General features: G+C 45.3%; 14 protein-coding genes. 2 read left to right on the top strand and 12 right to left on the bottom strand.

The annotated features are described in order from the left end of the window. Nucleotides 1–40: 40 nt before the first annotated feature. From AC59IL_RS24815 to AC59IL_RS24760, 12 genes are all read right to left on the bottom strand, one after another. Nucleotides 41–7,807 carry an amino acid adenylation domain-containing protein gene (locus AC59IL_RS24815; RefSeq protein WP_496554905.1) on the bottom strand — a complete coding sequence of 2,589 codons (7,767 nt, stop codon included), beginning with the start codon at nucleotides 7,805–7,807 and terminating at the stop codon, nucleotides 41–43. A gap of 4 nt (nucleotides 7,808–7,811) precedes the next feature. Next, entirely contained in the window at nucleotides 7,812–8,549 is a 738-nt protein-coding gene (locus tag AC59IL_RS24810; RefSeq protein ID WP_496554904.1) for a thioesterase II family protein, read from the bottom strand. Then, on the bottom strand, nucleotides 8,546–9,298 hold the full coding sequence (locus AC59IL_RS24805) for a glycosyltransferase family 2 protein (protein WP_496554903.1): 753 nt from the start codon (nucleotides 9,296–9,298) through the stop codon (nucleotides 8,546–8,548). Before AC59IL_RS24805 ends, AC59IL_RS24810 begins: the two co-directional genes overlap by 4 nt. A gap of 4 nt (nucleotides 9,299–9,302) precedes the next feature. Then, complete coding sequence (locus AC59IL_RS24800) at nucleotides 9,303–10,796, bottom strand: hypothetical protein (protein ID WP_496554902.1); 1,494 nt, start codon at nucleotides 10,794–10,796, stop codon at nucleotides 9,303–9,305. Continuing rightward, nucleotides 10,771–12,120 (bottom strand): radical SAM family heme chaperone HemW, encoded by a 1,350-nt coding sequence (gene hemW / locus AC59IL_RS24795; protein ID WP_496554901.1) that lies wholly within the window; start codon nucleotides 12,118–12,120, stop codon nucleotides 10,771–10,773. Before hemW ends, AC59IL_RS24800 begins: the two co-directional genes overlap by 26 nt. Continuing rightward, a complete protein-coding gene (cysC, locus tag AC59IL_RS24790) occupies nucleotides 12,117–12,680 on the bottom strand; it encodes an adenylyl-sulfate kinase (RefSeq protein ID WP_496555098.1) in 564 nt (187 codons plus the stop codon). The genes hemW and cysC overlap by 4 nt, the downstream gene beginning before the upstream one ends. 4 nt (nucleotides 12,681–12,684) lie before the next feature. After that, nucleotides 12,685–13,518 carry a sulfotransferase gene (locus AC59IL_RS24785; RefSeq protein WP_496554900.1) on the bottom strand — a complete coding sequence of 278 codons (834 nt, stop codon included), beginning with the start codon at nucleotides 13,516–13,518 and terminating at the stop codon, nucleotides 12,685–12,687. Nucleotides 13,519–13,522: 4 nt separating this feature from the next. Next, nucleotides 13,523–14,722, bottom strand: coding sequence for a nucleotide disphospho-sugar-binding domain-containing protein (locus AC59IL_RS24780; protein ID WP_496554899.1), 1,200 nt, complete (start codon nucleotides 14,720–14,722; stop codon nucleotides 13,523–13,525). A 10-nt stretch (nucleotides 14,723–14,732) separates the two neighbouring features. Beyond that, complete coding sequence (locus AC59IL_RS24775) at nucleotides 14,733–16,439, bottom strand: AMP-binding protein (protein WP_496554898.1); 1,707 nt, start codon at nucleotides 16,437–16,439, stop codon at nucleotides 14,733–14,735. Beyond that, nucleotides 16,436–16,954 (bottom strand): hypothetical protein, encoded by a 519-nt coding sequence (locus tag AC59IL_RS24770; protein WP_496554897.1) that lies wholly within the window; start codon nucleotides 16,952–16,954, stop codon nucleotides 16,436–16,438. Before AC59IL_RS24770 ends, AC59IL_RS24775 begins: the two co-directional genes overlap by 4 nt. A 454-nt stretch (nucleotides 16,955–17,408) precedes the next feature. Further along, on the bottom strand, nucleotides 17,409–17,813 hold the full coding sequence (locus tag AC59IL_RS24765; RefSeq protein WP_496554896.1) for a VOC family protein: 405 nt from the start codon (nucleotides 17,811–17,813) through the stop codon (nucleotides 17,409–17,411). Between the two features lie 245 nt (nucleotides 17,814–18,058). Beyond that, entirely contained in the window at nucleotides 18,059–18,658 is a 600-nt protein-coding gene (locus AC59IL_RS24760) for a short chain dehydrogenase (RefSeq protein WP_496554895.1), read from the bottom strand. A 107-nt stretch (nucleotides 18,659–18,765) separates the two neighbouring features. Between AC59IL_RS24760 and AC59IL_RS24755 the strand changes: the two genes are divergently transcribed. Continuing rightward, nucleotides 18,766–19,122, top strand: coding sequence for a winged helix-turn-helix transcriptional regulator (locus tag AC59IL_RS24755; RefSeq protein ID WP_496554894.1), 357 nt, complete (start codon nucleotides 18,766–18,768; stop codon nucleotides 19,120–19,122). 214 nt (nucleotides 19,123–19,336) lie between these two features. Beyond that, nucleotides 19,337–21,439: a T9SS type A sorting domain-containing protein gene (locus tag AC59IL_RS24750; RefSeq protein ID WP_496554893.1), complete on the top strand. Its 2,103-nt coding sequence runs from the start codon at nucleotides 19,337–19,339 to the stop codon at nucleotides 21,437–21,439. Nucleotides 21,440–21,518 lie beyond the last annotated feature (79 nt).

Raw genomic sequence — 21,518 nt, 5'->3', positions numbered from 1 at the left:
CGTGGTAATGTTATTTTATATTTTCCCTGAGGACAATAAATTATAACTCGTACACTTCGGATCCGGCATTGTCCGAAGCGTCCCCGGTCAAATGCAGGGCTTCTATATAGGAGGATAATCCGGCTATGTTGCTGAGTTGAAATATTATCTTTAATGGCACGTTCAGTTCAAAATTCTTTTTAATACCTGATGCCAGCCTGGTGGCCAGCAATGAGTCTCCGCCCAGTTCAAAAAAATTATCGTGTATACCTACCTGCTTTACGCCCAGCAGTTCCTGCCAGATGGTAACCAGCTGTGCTTCCACCGCATTGCGTGGCCCTTCATACGAATCTCCATGCTGTTGTCCCAGCTCTGCTTCCGGCAATGACTTCCTGTTTACTTTGCCATTCGGGGTCAACGGCAACTGATCCAGCTCCATATACGCCGCCGGCAGCATGTACTCCGGCAGGTGTTGCCGCAGATATCCGGTCAACGACTCCCGGTCAAAACTGCCGGCCGGAACCACATAACATACCAGCCGCCGGTTGCCGGTTACATCCTCACGTACCACCACCACGCATTGCTTCACCGCTCCACTCCTGTGCACCACATGCTCTATCTCTCCCAACTCTATCCGGTAACCCCGGATCTTCACCTGCTCGTCCTTCCTTCCAAGATACTCTATCTCTCCTCCGGGCAGCCGCCTCCCCACGTCACCGGTACGGTATAACCGCTCCCCGTTACGGAACGGATGGGGGATGAATCTTTCTGCCGTCAGATCTCTCCGGTTCAGGTATCCACGGGCAAGACCCGCCCCTCCTACATATAATTCACCGCGTACTCCATAGGGGGTCAGACGGCCCTGCTCATCCAGAATAAGCAAATGAAGCGTGGGTATCGGGTGACCTATAATACTGATCCGGTTATTTATTTGCGCCAATCCAATCTCCTGGTAGGTTACATGAACCGTCGTTTCGGTAATTCCATACATGTTGATCAACCGGCAACTGTCTCCATACAACTCATACCATGGCCTTAACCTGGCGGGATGAAGCGCCTCCCCGCCGAATATTACATACCGCACAGCAATCTTCGGCGCCTTCGCCGTCAGGTATTCCTGCAATACGTAAAAGGCAGAGGGCGTTTGGTTCAATATCGTTACCGATTCTTTCAACAACAATTCCCCAAAGCCGGCACTGTCACGGGCCACTTCTTTGGGTACAACTACCAGACGGCCTCCGTAAAACAAGGCCCCGTACATCTCCCATACCGAAAAATCAAAGCAAAAAGAATGGAACATTGTCCACACGTCATTTTCGGTAAATACAAATAAAGGCTTATCGTTTTTGAACAACCGGACAACATTGTAATGAGTCACCAGCACGCCCTTTGGCCGGCCTGTTGAGCCTGATGTGTAGATCACGTACGCCACATTATCGCCCTTCACTGATTGCGGCACCCGGCCACTCTCTTCTTTGGCGATCTCCGCCCATTCGCTTTCTATGTCTATTATCCTTACATCTTCACTTACTATTTGCAATATCTTTTCACGGTTTTTCGTATCCGTTAGCAATACGTTCATTCCTGCATCTGTTACCATATAACCGATCCGGTCCGCAGGATAATCCGGGTCTACCGGAACATAGGCCCCTCCGGCCTTCAGTATGCCCAGTATCCCAATGATCATCTCCAGACCCCGTTCCAGGCAGATCCCCACCAGGCTCTCTTCCTGAACACCCAACTTTTTTAGATAATGACCCAGCCGGTTCGACCGCTCCGCCAGCTCTCCATAGCTCAGCTGCAATCCTTCATGCACAACTGCAATCCTTTCCCGGTGCAGAGAGGCCGATTCCTCCAATATATCCAGTATCGTTCCGCTTACTTCGTAATCGTATTCTTCTCTCTGATACGATTCCATTTGCATCCGTCGTTCTTCCGCATTAAGAATATCCAGGTCAGAAACCTGCTTCGCCGCTCCTCCTGTCACCTGCTTCAACACCTGCACAAAATGGCCGCTTATGTCTTCAACATACCCGCCTTCCAGTATATCGGAGTTGTATATAAACTGTATGTTCTGACCTCCTTCCAAAACTGTTATGCTTAACGGATAGTTCGTCCGGTCTTTGATCTCCACATTCCCCATCCGAAGCGCCCGCCGGCCTGATTTCACTTTCTCACTTACCGGATAATTTTCAAACACCAGCAAGCTGTCGAACAGCTCTCCCTGCACCTCAGTCCAGCGGCGGATCTGCGGTAATGATACGTACTGATATTCCCGGCTGCGGATCTGATCTGCCTGCAACCGCTGTAGCCATGTCGCTATCTGCTCCGCTTCATTAACTTCCACATGCAGGGGCAGCGCATTGATGTATAAACCAACCCGGCGTTCCACTCCCGGCATATCCTCAGGACGGCCTGATACCGTTACGCCGTACGTCACTTTCGACTGACCCGTGTACCGGTGCAGCAGGTACGCCCATACCCCCTGCACCAGCGTATTGACCGTCAGCCGTTCACGACTACAATATTGTTCTACCTGCAGAAGTTCTTCCTTACTCAATCGCACTGCCGTTCTATTGTACTTTCCCTTCCCTTTGTTCCGCTCAGCTTCCGCTGCGATGAAGGGCAGCAAGCTGCCGGTTTCTATTCCTTTCAAATAACCCCGCCAGTACGCCTCAGCCGACCCTTTATCTTTGCGTTCTATATAACAGATATAATCTTCATATTTATCTTCGTTCAATGGTTCCGGTTCTTCTCCCCGTTGCAGTTGTTCGTATGTGCTGTGAAGCTCCTCCATCAACAATGGCAGCGACCAACCGTCGAGCAATATGTGATGATGTCGCCATAACATCCGGTAGCGATGTTCATCCATGCGTACCAGCGTCCATCGCATCAGCGGCCACCGGCTCAGGTCAAAGCCACGCCGGCGTTCCTCTTCGAGGTATGCCTGTACGCTTAGATCCTGCTCTTCTTTGCTCAATTCCCGGTAGTCCAGTTCCTCCACTTCCACCCGTACCTCACGACATACACCCTGCACCGGCACACTGAAACGGTCATGGAAAAACACACTGCGCAGTATGCTGTGGCTATCTACTATCCGTTGCCAGCTACGGCGGAACAGGTTTACTTTCACATCACTCAAATCGCAGCTGAACACTTCCATATATGCGCCGGTTCCCTCCTCGTATAAACTATGAAATAGCATTCCCTCTTGTAAACCGCTTAACCGGTACAGCCGCAGAATGCCTGGTTCTTCACTTGAAAAACGGTCAAGTTCCTGGTAGCTGACCTCTTCACCGAGTCCATAATCAGACGGGGTATGTACGCCTCCGCGTATAGCCATCTGCGTGCAATGGACAATCAGGGCCTTTAAATGAGCCACGTACCGGTTGCTTAACTGCTCTATTGTTTCGCGCTCAAAGTGTGCGCTGTTGTAACTCCAGTATAAGATCAGTTCACTGTTCCGCACCAACCCATTCACTCCCAGCTTATCGGGCGACTTATATTGTTCGCTTTTTGTTCTTCCAATACCTTCTGCCGCCTGCCGTAACACCAGCTCACCGGATGTAGCCTCTGTCGACATATTGTCCATTTGGCCCAGGTAATTAAATACTATATCCCAGGGTTGACGGCCGCTTAAGGCAACTTCTTCGCGCAGGTATTTCAATACGCCATAACCCATGCCCCGGTCGGGTATTCGACGAAGGTCTTCCTTTACGCCTTTAATCAGGTCAGCATGATCTAAGCCTTCACCCTTGCGTAGTACGACCGGATACATATTTGTAAACCAGCCCACCGTCCTGCTCACGTCGACCAGTAGTTGATCGTTCAATCCCGGCAATTCCTCCCGGCCATGACCTTCCAGACCGATCGTCAGCTCCTGTTGTCCGCTCCATTCGCTTAACGTCAAAAGCAAAGCCGACAGCAACAGGTCATTGATCTCCGTATGATAAGCTCCTGCGCTTTCCTGCAACAGGCGCCGCGTCCAGTCCGCGGCCAGCACTACCCGGCAACTGCCTGCTTCTCCACTAACTGAACCGGATACCTGCCGGTCTGCCGGCAAGGGCTGGTATTTATCAATCACTTTTTTCCAATAGTTTAACTGTGCAGTCACCTCTGCACTTTTTCCATACGCTTCCAGGGCGCTGTACCATTCACGATATGAACTACCCTTGCGGCCCGGCTGCATTGACGCCTTACCGCTTAACAGTTCCCGCAAATCTTCTACCAGCACCCGCCACGATACTCCATCCACGACCAGGTGATGGCATACCAACAGTAACCGGTTATACTCCACATAGCCCGGCAGCAGCAACAGCACCGCCCTGAAAACAATACCTTCATTGATCGACAGGCTACGCTGGTAGCTATCTCCGCATGCTCTGATTGTTCTTTCCAGCTCCGGACTTTCCACGAACCGAAAGTCTGCTACATCCAGAACCCCTTGCCGGCTGCCGTAGCGCTGTTCCCATTTCCCATTGTCATTCCTTGTATATTCAAATCGTAAAGCATCATGATGATTTGTTAATTCCCGGATCGCTTCCCCCAGTTGCTCTGCACTTACCCCCTTACTTACCTCCAGCAACATTCCCTGATTAAAATGCGACACCTCTGCATGGTCTCCACTCAGGTACCATTGCTGTATCGGCAATAACCCGCTTGTACCTTCCAGCTTGCCCTGCTCCCCGGCTGACGACTCCCGGTCAGAACGTTCCTGCATCATCTCTGATAAAACCCTTATGCGTTGGTGCAGGAAAATATCTTTTGGACGAAGTTCGTATCCCAGCTTCCTTAAGCGACTCACCACCTGGATGGCGATGATCGAGTCTCCGCCCAATCCAAAAAAATTATCGTTTATACCTACCTGCTTTACTCCCAGCAGGTCCTGCAAGATAGTTGTCAGTTGCTTTTCCAGTTCATTCCGAGGCTCTTCATACCCCTCTGCAGGCAGTTGTTCCGGCTCTACCGCCGGCAGCGACTTCCTGTCTACTTTCCCGCCCGATGTCAGCGGCAACTGCTCCAGCTCTACATAAGCCGAAGGCATCATGTACTCAGGCAGGTGTTGCCGCAGATAGTTCAACAATGACTCACGGTTCAGGGTGTTCGCCGGCACCACATAACACACCAGCCGCCGGTGACCAGCTGCATCCGCCTGCACCACCACCACACTTTGCTTCACCTGGCCGCTGCGATTAACTGCATCTTCGATCTCACCCAGCTCTATCCGATAACCACGTAGCTTCACCTGACTGTCTGAACGGCCAAAATATTCAATCACTCCTTCCGGTAACCAGCGACCCAGGTCGCCTGTGCGGTATAACCGCTCTCCCTGTTTAAAGGGATGGGCGATAAACTTTTCCGCCGTCAGCGCTTCATTATTCAAATAACCACGGGCCAGGCCTTTGCCGCCTATGCATATTTCCCCTATTACTCCCACCGGTACCAGCCGGTGATTGTTATCCAGCACATACACGTCTACACTGTCGATCACTTTGCCTATGGGCAACATCGGCGCTTCCTTATTGGCAACAACTTTATATAACGTGGTCATCACGGTAGCTTCCGTTGGTCCATAGGCATTATAGAAATCAGCATGCTCCATCCAACGCTCCGCCAGCTCCCGCCGGCAGGCCTCTGCGCCCGAGACCACCCGTTTTATACCTCCATAACGCCCGGGACGAAGCAATTCCAGAAAACCGGCTGTCGCCTCCAGATGGGTAATTTCCTGTTCCATCAGGAACCGCTCCAGCCCTTCCTTGTCAAGTAACAGCGACCGGGTTGGCATCACCAGCGCAGCACCATTGCATAACGTCACAAACAGCACCAACACAGATGGATCAAAACAATAATTGAAAAATTGCAGCACCCGTTCGTCATTGCCCATGCGGTATTGACGGGGAAGCTGTTTAATAAGATTGAATAATCCTCCGTGCTCCACCAGCACCCCTTTGGGGCGGCCTGTAGAACCCGATGTGTAGATCACATACGCCAGATTATTCCCTTTCACCGATCGAGGTACCCGGCAGCTCTCTTCCCTGCTAATCTCCGCCCATTCTCCTGCTATGTCTATTATCTTTACATCTTCATTTACTAATTGCGATATCTTTTCACGGTTTTGTGTATCCGTTAGCAATACTTTCATTCCCGTATCTGCAATCATGTACCCGATCCGGTCCTGTGGATACTCCGGATCTACCGGCACATAGGCGCCTCCTGACTTTAATATCCCCAATATCCCGATGATCATCTCTACACCCCGCTCCAGGCAGATGCCTACGAGACGCTCTTCGCGAACACCCAACCTGCGCAGGTAATGAGCCAGCCGGTTCGACCGCTCCGCCAGCTCCCCATAGTTCAGTTGCAATCCTTCATACACAACTGCTACATGGGTCCGGTACCGGGTTTCTGCCTCTTCCAATAAATCCAATATCGTTTGGCCGTTCCCGTACTCATGGCGTTCTCCCTGGTACTCCTCCAACAACATCCGCCGCTCTTCTGCATTAATAGTATCCAGGTCCGAAAGCAGTATACTGCTATCCTGCACACAAGCCGATAAAATTTTCACGTAACGCTGTAGCAAAGAACTACCCACCTGCCGATGGTCCTCGTCAGCCCGCCATTCAAGCCGCAAGCGCACGCTTTTGATCCTGTCTAAAACAAATAAAAAGATATCGCTTCGCCTATCGAGGGTAGAACGGAATGCAGGCCCTGCGCACTGCTCCATACCATAAAAATCGCCTCCCCCCTCTATCCGCTTCAGCATATTGAATGTAGCCTGGAATAAATGGTTCAAACCGCTTTTATTCTTCTTCCCCAATTCCCTTCTCAATTCATCATAAGGAATGCTGTTTTCAGCAGCAAGAATAAGCTCTTTATGTACAGTTTGAAGAAGATTGCCGATCTTATCTTCTTCATTCAACTCTAATATGTTCACCTGCCTATCGGCAAACAGGCCAATAACGCCATAATTCTGCCCTCTCCCTTTTCCCCGACCGTTTACAATATTTCCCACGCAGATCTTTTGCTGCCGTGAGTATTTATGCAATAAGATAAAATAGGCGAGTTGAAAAACGGAAGAATAAAGCACTCTGTTCCTTAAAGCGAAAGTTTTAATATCCTCTATCAGGTCTGCAGGAATGTCGAACTCTTCAACATATAAGCGGGATGCCGTGGTGGCGCTATAGAGTCCCAGATCAAGAGCCGGCAAATCACCGGATAGCTTATCAAGCCACCAGGCCTTCCTGGCATTATGCTCAGGTAATTTTGCAATACTATCCGCTTCGGTTGAAAAATTAATATATTGTTTGGGCAAGGAAGAAGGCATGCTACGCTCCAAGCCCTGAAAAGAATTATAATAGCCTACCAATTCACTCCAGAATATGCGGTTCGATACGCCATCTGTTACGATATGGTTGATGGAAGAAATGAGAATGACCCTATCTGAAAACTTCAACACCTTGAATTTTATCAGCGGCCCCGTTTCCAGGTTAAATTCAAAATTCGAAATCCTGAACACTTCGCCGTCTATGAAGTCACCCATATCAGAACCCGCCTCCTCAAAATCTTCATATTCGAAAATATCATCTATAGACATTTCCTCCTGAACAACCTGGCACAATTTATCATTGTATATGGTAAAATTAGTTCTAAGGGAAGAATGTCTTTGTACTACGGCCATAAGCGCATGTTTCAATGCAGCCACATTCAGCTCGCCCTTATAAGATTTTGCCCGGTAAAGATTCCAGCACGAATTATTGAAAATGGCATCAAACCAGATCCCTTCCTGCTGAACAGTTGCCGGAAACATCTTTATTTGTTCGGTCATCATAATGCTATTTTTTTAGCAGCGGCCTATAATTATTTATTGATAACTGCGTTGAAATGATCTCCATTATTTCAACGGGATAATTATAAATAAAGAAGTGCTTTCCCGGCATTTGTCTGAAATCCACTTTATATATCGTCTCTTCCTGCCATAAATAAATATCCCGCATCTCCATATCTTCTTCCGTGCCTGTAATAACCGTGAAAGGTATACGCATAGGGTCTTTCTTCTGATAAACATAACTTTCACTCATTTTGAAATCGGCACGCAATACCGGCTCAAAGTATTCGAGCAGCTCTTCATTTTGCAGAAATAAATTAATACTATCCGTTTCATTATACTCCTTAATTACTTCGAAAAACTCCGTTCTTCCAAGCGCATGCTTCGGGTCAGCGCCTCTCGATGTTGCCGAGGGCCCCGTAGTGCCGGTGATAAATATCCGAAGAGGACGCTTATGCCCACATTCAAGGATCTTTCCGGTTAACAGCCATGCCAACAGGCCGCCGAGGCTATGACCATACAAAGCGTATTCTCCCTCATTCAACCTGTCACTGATCCTGTTGTAAAGGTCAGCTACCAATTCATGTGGGTCTACAATCAATGGCTCGTGTACCCGACGTCCCCTTCCCGGATATTCGAGGGGTATCACATTTAAAAAAGGAGGCGCCGCTGCCTCCATTTTTCGATACGAAAATTTATTGCCTCCCGCAAAGGGCAGACAAAAAAGATTGATCTTACTATTCACACTGGTATAAATGTATTTTTATCAAACCTGAAGATCTCTTCCCTGATACCAATCTTTTCTCCGGTGAAAATGATCCTGCCGGCATTGGTATTCTCCCTGGAAAGAAAATAATTGTGCTTGTTCATTTTTTTATAGCTCATGCTGGAGTCTGTATTCTTCAGACTGTCATTCTTCGTATTTGGAATGGCGTTATTATACTTCGGATCTTTTATTGATTCATAATTTAATCCGAACAGATGAAGCCGTTTAAGTATATCCAGGTCCTGGTAACCCATTGGCAGAAATGATTCGTCATAGCCGCCTATTTTAAGGAAATAGTCTTTTCGCAATCCGATACGGCCGAAACTTCCATCGCGGTAAACGCCACTGAACTGATGCAAAAGGAGAGTATTGCCGAATCTGTCAAATTGCTCCAGCACGAATGCCCCGCCTCTTTTACCGGTATAATTGTCACAATCCAGGTTCACCACTACTTCTCCATTTGAAAAATAATGTGCTGTATTTTTAGCGATTGAAGCATGCCAGGAAACCAGGGATTCTGTATATAAATAATGTAAATAACCCGACTCCAGCTCTTTGCTGAAATTAGACAGAACCCATTCTTTAAGCCCATCTTTACTTCCAAAATCGACCAGAATAAATTCTATGTCATTTTTATCCGTCAGATTATCGGATAAATTAACAGGTAATGTCTGTGATATCTGGTGAAACCTGTTCTTACAGGTAATGCAAAAAGAAACCTTCTTCATAAAGCTACATTTGAGTGGGCACCAATATCCCTCTCTTCTCAAACAATCTAACCCTTGGCCGGATATCAGGAGTTGTTGATTCAGAACCGGTTTGCTGTGCGGCCATCGCCACGGCAAGTTGAGTTATCACAGCCGCAATACGCCCGGGCCGTCTAAAGGCCTTTAAGATATACTCATCTTCACCGGTTAAAACTTCTTCTTTTACCCGGCGGCTATGCATGTCGGGATAAACAAAAACTGTATACACATTTCCTTCAGCAGGACTGGCTTCAAGGATTGTTTTCATGACACTGATACTACGGTTTCTGTAAACAGTAAAAATCCGGCCCTTCGGGTGAAGCTGTACGTTTTCATCCGCATCAACACCCGAAACCGCCGGGGAAGTCTGCATTTCGTCGAAATACAGGAAACACTTCTCCAGGTTTAGTTTGAACAATTCATATTCATGTAATGCTTCAATCATATTCAACTCTTCTGCGCTGAAGATTTGTTTATATCTATCCAGGCATTCTATAAACCTTCCCTTTTCACAAAAAACTTCAAACGCGGGAATTTCAAAAGCCCCCCCTTTCCCTTCGATGACATCTTTTATTGTAAAAACAGTGAAATTGAAATAATGCAACATGTTCCTCTTATCTATCCCGGATAATTGCATACAGATAAAAGGGTAGATGCGAACATGCCTGTCAATATCGTTATGCCCGCCGGGAAGCACAGTTTCGAGGGAGAAATATTTTTCTGAAAGAAGATATAAGGACCGTAAAAGTGGAGTTCTACACCCGGCCGGTACAGCTTTCCCCATCTCAATATGTTTTGATAAAATGGAGAGCAGGCTGATCAACAAAGACTCGTGTTTTTCGATAAGCAGATTATTACCGGTTTCCGCACCCGCCAATTTGAAAATCCTCAGTCTCATGCTCACCACTTCAACATACGAAAGTACAGCTTCGATTGTTGAAGGGCCTTTACCGGTTGCCATTAATTCTGACAGGCTTTGAAAACAGGAATGCGCGATAGGATCTGTAAGATCAAGGACCGGTACTGTTAAATGGATCAGGGAATTGTTACCAAAACACCGGCCGAGTTCATGAAAGGCAAGACAGTATGCATATTGCAGATGAATAAAAGATATTTCATCCCGGATGCAGCCATCGACCCAGAACATTCCCTCCTTATAAACGCGCAATTCGCGTATTGCTTTTCCGATAAGCATATTGATCTTGTCCAGCACATCCGTTTGTCCGGTAGCATAATAAAGAGCAACAAGCCCTCTTAAAAGTGCGGCCTTTTCGATCGCAGAAGCCCGGCCGGAAAATGCATTTTCATACTGCTTCTCTGCCGTCGACAAAGCAACAGTCAAATGATATTTGTTCCCGTTTGCTTTATCGAGCTCTAACAACATCGGCATTAGTCCGGCATCCGACGGGAGATCCGTTTCATTTAATTCCCTCCAAATGGTTTCAAGGGCCTGATCAATATTCAAATCCTGTAGTATCATTGCCAAGTTTCTCCTTAACTGATTGTGCCAGTATCTTTCCAACAAAATCTCCGTAAAGTAACCCCTGATCGGTCAGTTCCAGCTCTTCCCTGTTACCGGTAATATATCCCTTGCTTACAAGTTCGTTTATCACATCAGGGATCAATTCAAAATAATCAAAACCGAATTTGTTGATAAATTCTTTTTTTCTATAAGAACGCAGCCTGGCGCCACATAGCAACAATTCCCTTACGATCATATCTTTAAAAGTCAGGGCATATGTTCGGTATACAGGCAGGCTGTTATTGTTGATCTTATCGTAGTATAGCTTTGTGTTATTCATGTTCTGATAGCTCAGCGTTCCGATCTTGCCGAATGAGGATGCACCATATGCGATGAGGTCCTGCCCTCTCCAGGTATTCTCTGCATATATATTCAGGTCTTCATCTCTGGTAAAAGCAAATGTGCTCCACTGTTTGTATCCGGCCCCATTTATTTTTTCCAACGCTCTTTTCATGAAAGCGACCTCTTCCCCGGCCGAAGGAAGCTTTATCTCGGAGCCATGCACCCCTTTTTTGAAAAACATCGTGTTTGCATAGGCCTTCATTTTATAAATGGTAAGCATACCCACCTGTTGCCCGAGAGCAGTGTCTACCGATTTTTCCCACGAATCCATATACTCGCCGGCCAATCCGCTCAACAGGTCGATATTCATTTTGAATCCGCCTTCCTCCTGCACCATTTTGATGGAATTTATTGCCTGTTCAGCAGTATGCTTCCTGCTGCTCATCTGTATAATCTCATCACTAAATGATTGAACACCCATGCTGATCCTGTTCACCCCGCTTTCTTTGTACCATTTTAGTTTGTTCTTACTGAATGTTCCCGGCTCAGCTTCAAAAGAAAACTCAGGGTTTTCCATCCGGTGATATTTATGAAGTGTTTCAATAAGCTTTTTAAACTGAGGTTCTGTGAGCACGGAAGGTGTACCTCCGCCGATGTAAATTGACTTCACCTCTCTATTGCTTAATCCAAATGTTTCACTCACCAATTTTATCTCTTTGCATAGATTATCCACATACTCATTTACCTGGTCCTTTGATTTTATAAGCTCCTTCATGTAAAAACAATAATCGCAGATCTGAATGCAAAAGGGAATATGGATATAAATGTTCACATATTCAGGGCCCGATAACCTGTAATTATTTTCATTGGTCCAATATTTATAAAAAGGATAGTTGGTATAGAACTCCTCTCTGGTGGGAGATTCCGTTTTACCATTTATATTTAGCATGATATCCTGAACATCAGACAGCGGTTCGTTTGGAAGAATAACATCTTTCATCGCTTTTGCATTTGATTGTATAAAATAGGTAATTGCCGCAATAACTCTTCGAGGCAGGAGTCGTAATCAGTTGCCTCGGTATCTATTATTATCTCAGGAAATACAGGTGGTTCAAACACATCGGTAATCCCCGTAAAATTAGAAACGGTTTTTCGCCTCGCTTGTTTGTATAATCCCTTTACATCCCTTTTTTCACATTCTTCGATGGAGCATTTTACATACACTTCGATAAATTGAAAGCCACTTAGCCTTTCTCTGGCATCAGCCCTGTCGTCCCTGTATGGAGAAATGGCTGCGATTATAGGAACAATGTCCTCTTCCGCAAACAACCTGGCTATTTCGGCGATACGCCTCACATTTTCCTTCCTGTCTTCTCTGGTAAACCCCAGATCTGCATTGATACCTTTTCGCAATACGTCGCCGTCGAGCAGGTAAGCGCGGATACCGTGGCTTAAGAGATGCTGCCTTAATCCGGTAGCCAATGTCGTCTTTCCGGCTCCGGACAATCCGGTCAGCCAGATCACGCATTTTTTATCCATATTGTTGTTATTATTTTTGATGGACTTAGTTGAAATACTCCTTCCAACGCGTTCCTGAAAAAGCCTGTTTCAGATCGTTGAAGTTCTCAATCACTTCTTCCATAGGGAAGATGATCTGCTTTTTTAATATTGTTTCTGCATTCTTTTTCTCCAGGTTCAAAAACCGGAAGATCCTGCCCATTTCATTTACCCTGTCTTCGACAAGATCTTCATACGTGACTTCAATGACATCATGTCCCTGATATATGGAGGTAACTGATTGCTCACAGGTTTCAATCTTATTGAAATAATTACGGCATTCCTCAATACCAAGATTCAAAACCGTTTTATTACGTTCTGCTGCCGACCAGTGCATCCATTCGCTGGTTGCATAAGCTGTTTTAAGGGAAACCAGTGTATGTAGTTTGTTCCTGCGTGTGAGATGGATAATTTTCAGATCCTTATCTTCCACCAGGAACTGCCTCGCTTTTTCAAACCTGGCAAACATTTCACCGGGCGAACTATGCCACCTGATAAACTCATCGAGTTTACGGAACTTCATTTTCATTTTTTCTGTGGCCAGTTCCGTATTCACCAGCTTGGTGAAATAATCTTCCGTCAGGTGGTCATAAAATAATTTAAATCCTGCCAGCGTTTTTCCCTCTGGTAAATGGTCGTATATTTTTTCCTTCAAATAAACTACGGGATCTTCGAGCACCTTTTTCAGCTCATGCTCCGGCAGCCTGTCAAGATTAAAAAGCTCTCCATATATCTTGATCTTCTCATGAGCGCTCAAAAGTGACATTAAAAGATTGGACCCGGTTCTGGCTGTACTTAAAATAAAAAACCTTCCACCAGGTGTATCCACATGATTGTTCATACAATTAAATTTTTTCGGAGGCTAAACAGTTATTCAGGTATTGGTCAATGCAGGCGGCGGCAAGATCATGAGGAGCATTATCAGGAACCGTTTCGCATAACGCTTTTATGCGACCGAAATATTGTTGATAGCTATCGTTGATCCGACGGATAGCATTCCGAAGCGCCTCTCCCGATATCCTGTTAACAGGTATATGAATGCCCACTCCTAATTCCTCTATCGTATTGGCCGTTATTTGTTGTTCGGGGATCCCGGGAATAACGATTACGGGTGTTAATGTGTACATCGCCTCCTGGATGCTGGCCATTCCGCCGCGTGTAATAAAAACGGTGCTTTTTTTCAGTATATCGACCTGGTCGCAGAACGCCACTACATTGATAAATGATGGCAAGGGACCGAATTGCCGGGGATCGATATTTCGCCCGATGGCGATCACAGTTTCCATCCCTAATTTTTTTACAACTTCAATGATCAATGCAAATATGGAAAGGTCTTTATTTAATACCGTGCCCATTGATACATAGATCAGCCCTTTTTGAGGCCGGCACGTTTGAACTTCGAGCGGAAATCCTATGAATTTATACCGATCGTCGAGTAAATGTTTTTCAGGTTGAAAACCCTGCAAAATAAAAGACAGGTTCAATGCTTCTTTGTTCACGTAAACATCCCATATATCGGGTAGGCCTTCGGGATCAAACTTCTTACATATTCCCTGCAATTTCCTGTATAGTTCCAAAACATCATTAATATGCCCTGAAGGAGATTCCGTGGATGATTTCATTTTTCTGAAAAAGGGCAGCATGATCCTTTCATCCATGATAAATGTTGTAAATAGACCAACGGCAGGCAGCTCAAAACGCCTGGCTATCCATTTGCCCCAGGTTGCCAGATGTGAATGGAGAATAAAATCGGGCTTTTCTCTTTCCACCTCATCACATAAAAAATCAAATAAGGCAATAGCGGTATCGGTCAGTATCTCAGCAAATTGAAAATAAGAGGTTCCTTCATCGATCCTATTGGTATCGTACCCTTTTTCATAATCGGGGTAAGCCCTGAACCTGAGCCCATGATGAACCTTCGACTGAAATGCCTCTGTATTGTAGTAAATGATCTCAAATTTTTCTTTAGGCAGCTTATCAATGACAGGCGTCAATGTTTTTGTAACACTTATAGAAGGCAGGCTGAAAAAAAGACCTTTTCGCATAGTCCCTGTCCTATTTAATAGTTTCGGTAGCGTTGGCTTTTCCGGTTTTAGTCATGATGAATTCTGCGAGGCTGTTCAGATTACTGAACAGTTTTGAATTGATTTCATTGTCTTCAAAACTAATATTGAACCTGTTTTCGATACGAACGATAAAATTCACGATCACTATGGAATCAAGACCTATTCCGTCTTCATACAGCGAAGTATCATCTTCTATTTCTTCTATCGGAATATTGACATTAAGATCTTCCACAATGATCTTTTTTAGCTTAAGCTTTATTTCATCCATAATTTCAGAATGCATAATTATCAGTTTATAATTTTTAGCCAGCTTGCTTCTGTCGGGCTTACCGTTTCCAAGCCTGGGCATTTTTGAAATAAAGTAGAATTCATCGGGAATTAAATGGCGGGGCATCTCAGACACACAGGCTTTTTGGGCAGTTTCTTCATTTAGTTTTTGCCCTTTGATCAATTCACAGAGGGCAATCAGCGTTGTTCCGGACATGGTGCTTTCATTACCCGTCACTGTTATTACCTGATTTATCTGAGGAAAAATGCGGCTAAGAAGCCCCTCTATTTCCTGTAAAGGGATCAGGAATCCGTTTCTGTTGATACAGTAATCGATGCGGCCAATTATTTTATAGCAGGCATTCCCCATGTCAACACCGAGGTCGCGTGTGCTGTACCAACCATCATTTGAAGAGGCGGCAGGAATTGCGATGCCCTTCTTATCTATATAATAGTTGAATCCTGCATTATGCTTCACCAGCATTTCTCCCTCCCTTTCGTGGCCCTGCACTTTTACCTGCACACCATTCAAAGGCTGGATAATATCTGCGAGATCGTTTTCCAAAGGAAGCCGGTCTACAGGTGTTGTACCAATTACACCCATTTCAGTACACCCATATAAGTTGATCAAAGTCCCGTATTTTTCCCTGAATTGCAATATAGTCTCAATATTCAGCCTTTCTCCTGCGCTTATGAACCGCCCGGTGCTTTTGAAATTTTTATTAATGGCAAGCACCATTCTGCAAAGGGTGGGTGTAATAAATGTAAGATCAGGCTGCACATCGCTAATGGTTTCGATCAACCTGATCACATTACTCTTATTGATAAGCGAAATATCTGCACCTGTGAGCAAAGCAGGCAAAAGCCCTGCACCGAGCCCATACATATGATTTACCGGCACAGGCACCAGCACTTTTGTATCGCTTGCTAACCGGAACCTTTCAATACAATTTTTAGCATTATGGAGTAAATCAGCAGACCGGAAGCAAACATATTTGGCAGTACCGGATGTTCCGGAGGATGAAAAAACTACAGAACCAGATCCGGCTGCAACCCTTCCCGGTTCATCTGTAAAGCCCGTATTATTGGTGATTTCCCCGAAATCAGGCAGTGTATCTGTTGATGGACCTTCTTTCTTCATACGCAGCACCCTATCACAAAAAGCAGGTACTGCTGAACCAGCAGCCTGTTGGGGAAGAAGGAAAAAATTAATGTCCTTTAGCAGAAGATACAAGATCACCAGCACACCATTTACAGAATTGGAAAGGTCAACGGCTATACAATAAGTATCCTTCGCGCCATGATCGAAAAAATAACGATCCAGTTCTTCCATTTTAGCCGGCAGATCAGCATAACTTATCCTGGAAAGGCCTTCACTGATGAAGCGCTCTTTGCTTAATTCTGGTAACAAATCCTTCAACTGTTTCATAACCTGGCTATCGACTCCTGGTTAAAAAATTCAACGATATGCCCTATATGCCGTTCACCAATCCAGTAATCATAACTTTTACGCCACAACGAGGCATGTTGTACATTTAAAAGATTGGAAATATCCCTGTCGAGAACCAGCCTGACCGAAATATTCAACTTTTTAATCTCATTCCCGTTATTCAGCATTTTAAATACCCTGCCAATGGGTAAATCTTTTTGAATGAGCATTGCATATTCCTCTGGTGTCAGTTCCCCTTTTTTGAAATAGCTCTCGCAATAAAGGGCCGGCCTATCGGGAAAAGTAAAGAAGAGCTTAACTATTCTTCGTAAAGTACTTCGATCCTCTGACTGATCATCAGACTGTGACTCTACAGCAACCTTAAGATTCATCCCCTTTACTTCTTCCAAAAAGAATGTAGTGGAATCTTTCAGATTGATAAGGTCATTGATCACGACATTATAGTCGATCAATCGCCCATCAAATCCGTTAGGATCCCTGGTGACATTGTTCATAATATAAAGTGAGGGTAAAGCTGTCGCTACTGCCTGTAACAGGCAAGATTCGGTTTAAAAAATTTCTGCATAGGAAGTCGCAGAATCTGAAGCTTTAATAAACTAAAATTATTGATTTAGAAAATAACGGCCAATATGCTTAACCGTATTTCTTATTCGGTTACTACGAAAACTTAGTCATGAAACACACAGCACAATCATTTCTAATCGAATATAATATTTATTTTTTTTAGTTTCTTTAACCTAACATTAAAATTGATAACTGTGCAAAAAACGGCCATAACTGTGTCGATTTGATGAATAAGTGCGTTATTCATCACGTTATTCCGCATAACCATTTATGATAGCTCAGGCAGAGCATTAAAGAAACAACGAAACGATTTGCACCCGGGCTTCGGGGCATTCAGCGTTAGTTGGAGTTACACAAAAAGGGTACCGATATGTGACCTATGATTTACCCTGCCACGTTATCCTGATCCGATTCATCTTTTGGTTCCCAAAGTTCAATAATGTTCCCTTCGGGGTCAAGCACATGGATGAATTTGCCATAATCATATTCAGCAATTTCATCAACAATGGTCACGTTGTTCTTTTTTAGTTCATCCACAAGCTCAACAAGGTTTTCAACCCGGTAATTGATCATAAATGGCCTGGTCGACGGATTGAAATATTTGGTATCCTGCGGAAACGTGCACCAGGCTGTGGATCCTTTTTTCGACGGATCATCGGCCTGCCGCCACTCAAACGTTACGCCATATTCACTGGTAGGCAATCCCAGGTTTTTTGTGTACCATTCGTTCATACCTTTCGGATTATCGCATTTAAAAAATACGCCGCCAAGGCCCGTTACTTTTTTCATAATAGTCAAAATTTGTTATTACCTATGCGCATGCAGTATTTAACTTAGGAATATTTTAAGTATAAGCGCCGCATAAGCGATATTACGAAATTCATTGAACCATTCATCATGATTTCCCCTGTTTTATTTTAGGTAGCCCGAAGCGGAGAATCACTTGCATTGACCTTATTTTTTACCGGCCGGAATTTGGCGTGTTGTTAACAGGAGTATGCCTTGTTCGGCATACTCCTGTTGAAGCCGGTTATCTATCCAATAACTTTATAACTTTTGCCAGTCTGCGCACCCAGAACGCTTTTAATATATGCCTGGGTTACCCTATGCATGGTTACAGGAATGCGCCCGGGAAAAAATGGAAAATAAGCAGGAGATTCTTCAACCACATCAGGGCCTACAGAGTTGATCCGGACTTCATTTTTAAGTTCTATTGAAGCGCCGCGTACAAATCCATCTATTGCTGAATTAACGGCACTGAGCGATGCCCCCAATACAACAGGGTCTTCTCCAAGACTCCCGGAAGTTAATGTGAAAGAACCATTCGGATTAATAAAGTGTTGCCCGATCAGTACAAGGTTCACCTGCCCCATCAGCTTACTGTTTACACTTATTCTGAATTGGGCATCGGTCATTGTTTGCAGGGGGCCAAAGTGGCCATCTCCTGCTACGCAAACCAGTGCATCAAAAGGCCCTGCCTGTTCGTACATCGCTTTGATCGAATCAGGGTTGTTCATATCAACCTGCAGATCGCCGCTTTTAGTTCCTGCTTTAATGATCTGGTGATCCTTTTCCAATGCCTTTGCTACGTGTTTACCAATGGTGCCCGTAGCTCCAATGAGTATGATCTTCATTTTGTAAATTTTGTTGCCAAAACTATCCCATTACTTTACTTTTGGCAAGTAGTTACCTTTTTGTCAAGTAATGACCAAAAGGTTGTAATTATGAATCCTGTTGAAATATGGAAACAAAAAAAATTCAAAATAATTTTCATGGAGCAGAGGAATGCCCTATAACCGCCACCATCGAAGTAATCGGGGGAAAATGGAAACCACCGATCATTTGGCTGTTGTTGAAAGGACCCATGCGTTTTGGAGAACTAAGCAAAACAATGCCGGATATTGCACTTAAAGTATTGTCGAGGCAATTAAAAGAACTGGAGGCAGATGGCATTATCGTTCGTAAAGTTTATCCTGAAGTTCCCCCAAGAGTTGAATATTCGTTGAGTGAAAAAGGTGCTTCCCTTAAGGATGTGATGTTCTTATTATCGGATTGGAGCAGAAAGCATATTATGGGGAAGAAAGAAGTAAAGATGTAGCCTGCAAACTTATCCTCCATTGATATGGCGACTTATTTTCAGTTATCGCATTCATACGCAACGTAACCCCTTATTTTCAAAAGTTAACCTGCCAGCTATTCAACATACAATTAACGAATTATCGTAATCCAATTAATACTAAGAAACAGTTTCCCCCAACGGTTCATTTTTACACAGTTTTGATCTGTTACCTATAACAAAAATCCGTTACCTGATGAAATCCGTTGTTCAAAAATGCCCTTTCAAATGCTTCCTGTTTACGGTTATATGGTGTATAGTGATATTATCAGTAAATACCATACAGGCTCAAAATTGTCCGCCACCCGTTACCACTACTATAACTTCTAATTCTAATACCTGGTATCCGGGACAGGCAACGGTAAGCGCAGGCAGTACTTCAGTTGCCATAGGTATGGCCATTTATGGAATAACCCCTATTAGTGCGGGTGATGCTTTATTGATCATTCAAATGCAGGGTGCGCAAATCAATTCAGCCAACGACAACACCTACGGTGATGGGGTAAACGGCAGCGGTTACCTGAATAATGCTCAATTATATGCCGGAAATATGGAATATGTAATAGCAGCCAATTCCGTTCCGATTACCGGTGGTACGTTAATGCTGCAGACAGGAACGGTTAATAATTATAAAGATGCCGCTTTTGGAACCGATGGTCAGTACACTTACCAGGTAATTCGTGTACCTGTGTATTACAACCTCATTTTAAACGCCGACATTACGCCGCCTAACTGGGATGGTGCTACCGGCGGGGTAATAGTGATGGCGGTGATGAACACCCTTAACATGAACGGGCATTCGATCAACGTTACCGGCGCTGGTTTCCGTGGCGGCAGCGGCGTACAGCTGGTTGGCGGCACGAGTACCACCCGTGACTTTGTCGTAGTGTCGCCCACCAATGCCGACATTAGTGCCAGGGTTGGCAACCATGCTTCGAAGGGAGAAGGGATTGCCGGCACACCGAGGCTTATTAACAGCAACAATTATGGTTCTCTGCTGCCCAATACAGCAGAAGGATATCCCGGCGGAAGTTTCGGCATGGGCGCCCCCGGCAATGCCGGTGGAGGCGGAAGCGATGATAACACTCCGATCAATGCCAACAACAGTGGCGGTGGTGGGGGTGGTAACGGCGGCGCAGGCGGAAAAGGCGGCAACAGTTATGGAACAAGTGGGCCGTACGGCGGTTATTCCGGCGCTCTATTCGCGCAGGGAAGCGCGTTGCGGCTGGTGATGGGCGGCGGCGGCGGAGCCGGCGACACTAACAACGGTACCGGCGCCCCGGGCGGCGGATTGGCATCCGGCGGCGCCGCGGGTGGAGGCATTGTTATTATAAGCGCCGGTTCTATCATTAACCCCGGGTTTGTATTTGCCAATGGTAATAACGCAAATACTACTATTACCAACGATGCATCAGGCGGTGGGGGCGCCGGCGGCAGCGTATTGATTAACGCCCGCAGCGGTCATTCAAACCTTACAGTATATGCGAATGGCGGCAATGGCGGCACTAATAATTGGACTGGCCTATCTCCGCACGGGCCCGGCGGCGGCGGTGGTGGCGGTGTTATATATTCCGATGGAACACTAAATGCAGCCTCTTCAGTCAGTGGAGCAGCACCCGGCACTACAAATAGTGCATCGGGCACTATCAATTATGGCGCCCGGCCAGGTGCTGCAGGTGTATTAGTTACAGGCCCGGTTATGGCGTTCCCGCCTGGCTGTATGGTTTTACCCATGCAATTCCTGTTTGTAAATGGAATAAGGAACGGGGCGCAGGTGTTGATCAACTGGGAGGCAACCAATGAAAAAAATACAACAAACTATATCATAGAAAGAAGCAACAATGGATACGATTTCTTTACAGCCGGCATAGTAAGTAAGAAGCCGGGTATTGGCAATATCAGCAGGTATACCTTTTCAGATGAATCAGCCGCTAAAGAAGCGACTAGCTTTTACAGGATTAAAGCTCAGGATGCAGACGGGCAAAAAACTTTCAGTAAGGTTATTACCATGCAAACTGTTTTGGATGAATCGATAAAATTAAAAGAAACAAATAACCTGATCATGTTCCCTAATCCATTTACTGATTATATTTTTCTGAAAGTGTATGCTCACCAAAAAACGTTACTCCGCATAACCATTTATGATGGTTCAGGCAGGGCATTAAAGAAACAACGAAACGATTTGCACCCGGGCGATAACCATATTATTGTTAGCGGATTGCAGACCCTTTCAAAAGGTAGCTATATTTTAAAGACCGAAGACGGTATGCAAACCTTACAGTACAAACTCATTAAGTAAAGGTCAAAGCTTACAACGAGCCCGGCTTATTTGACTGGCTCTTCTCGCGGAAGCGGCAATAAGTGCGCATTCTCTGCCG

It is taken from the genome of Niastella sp. sgz303648, assembly GCF_059587045.1.
Note: the sequence above shows the minus strand (reverse complement) of the source record. Positions and strands in the feature narration are given on the sequence as shown.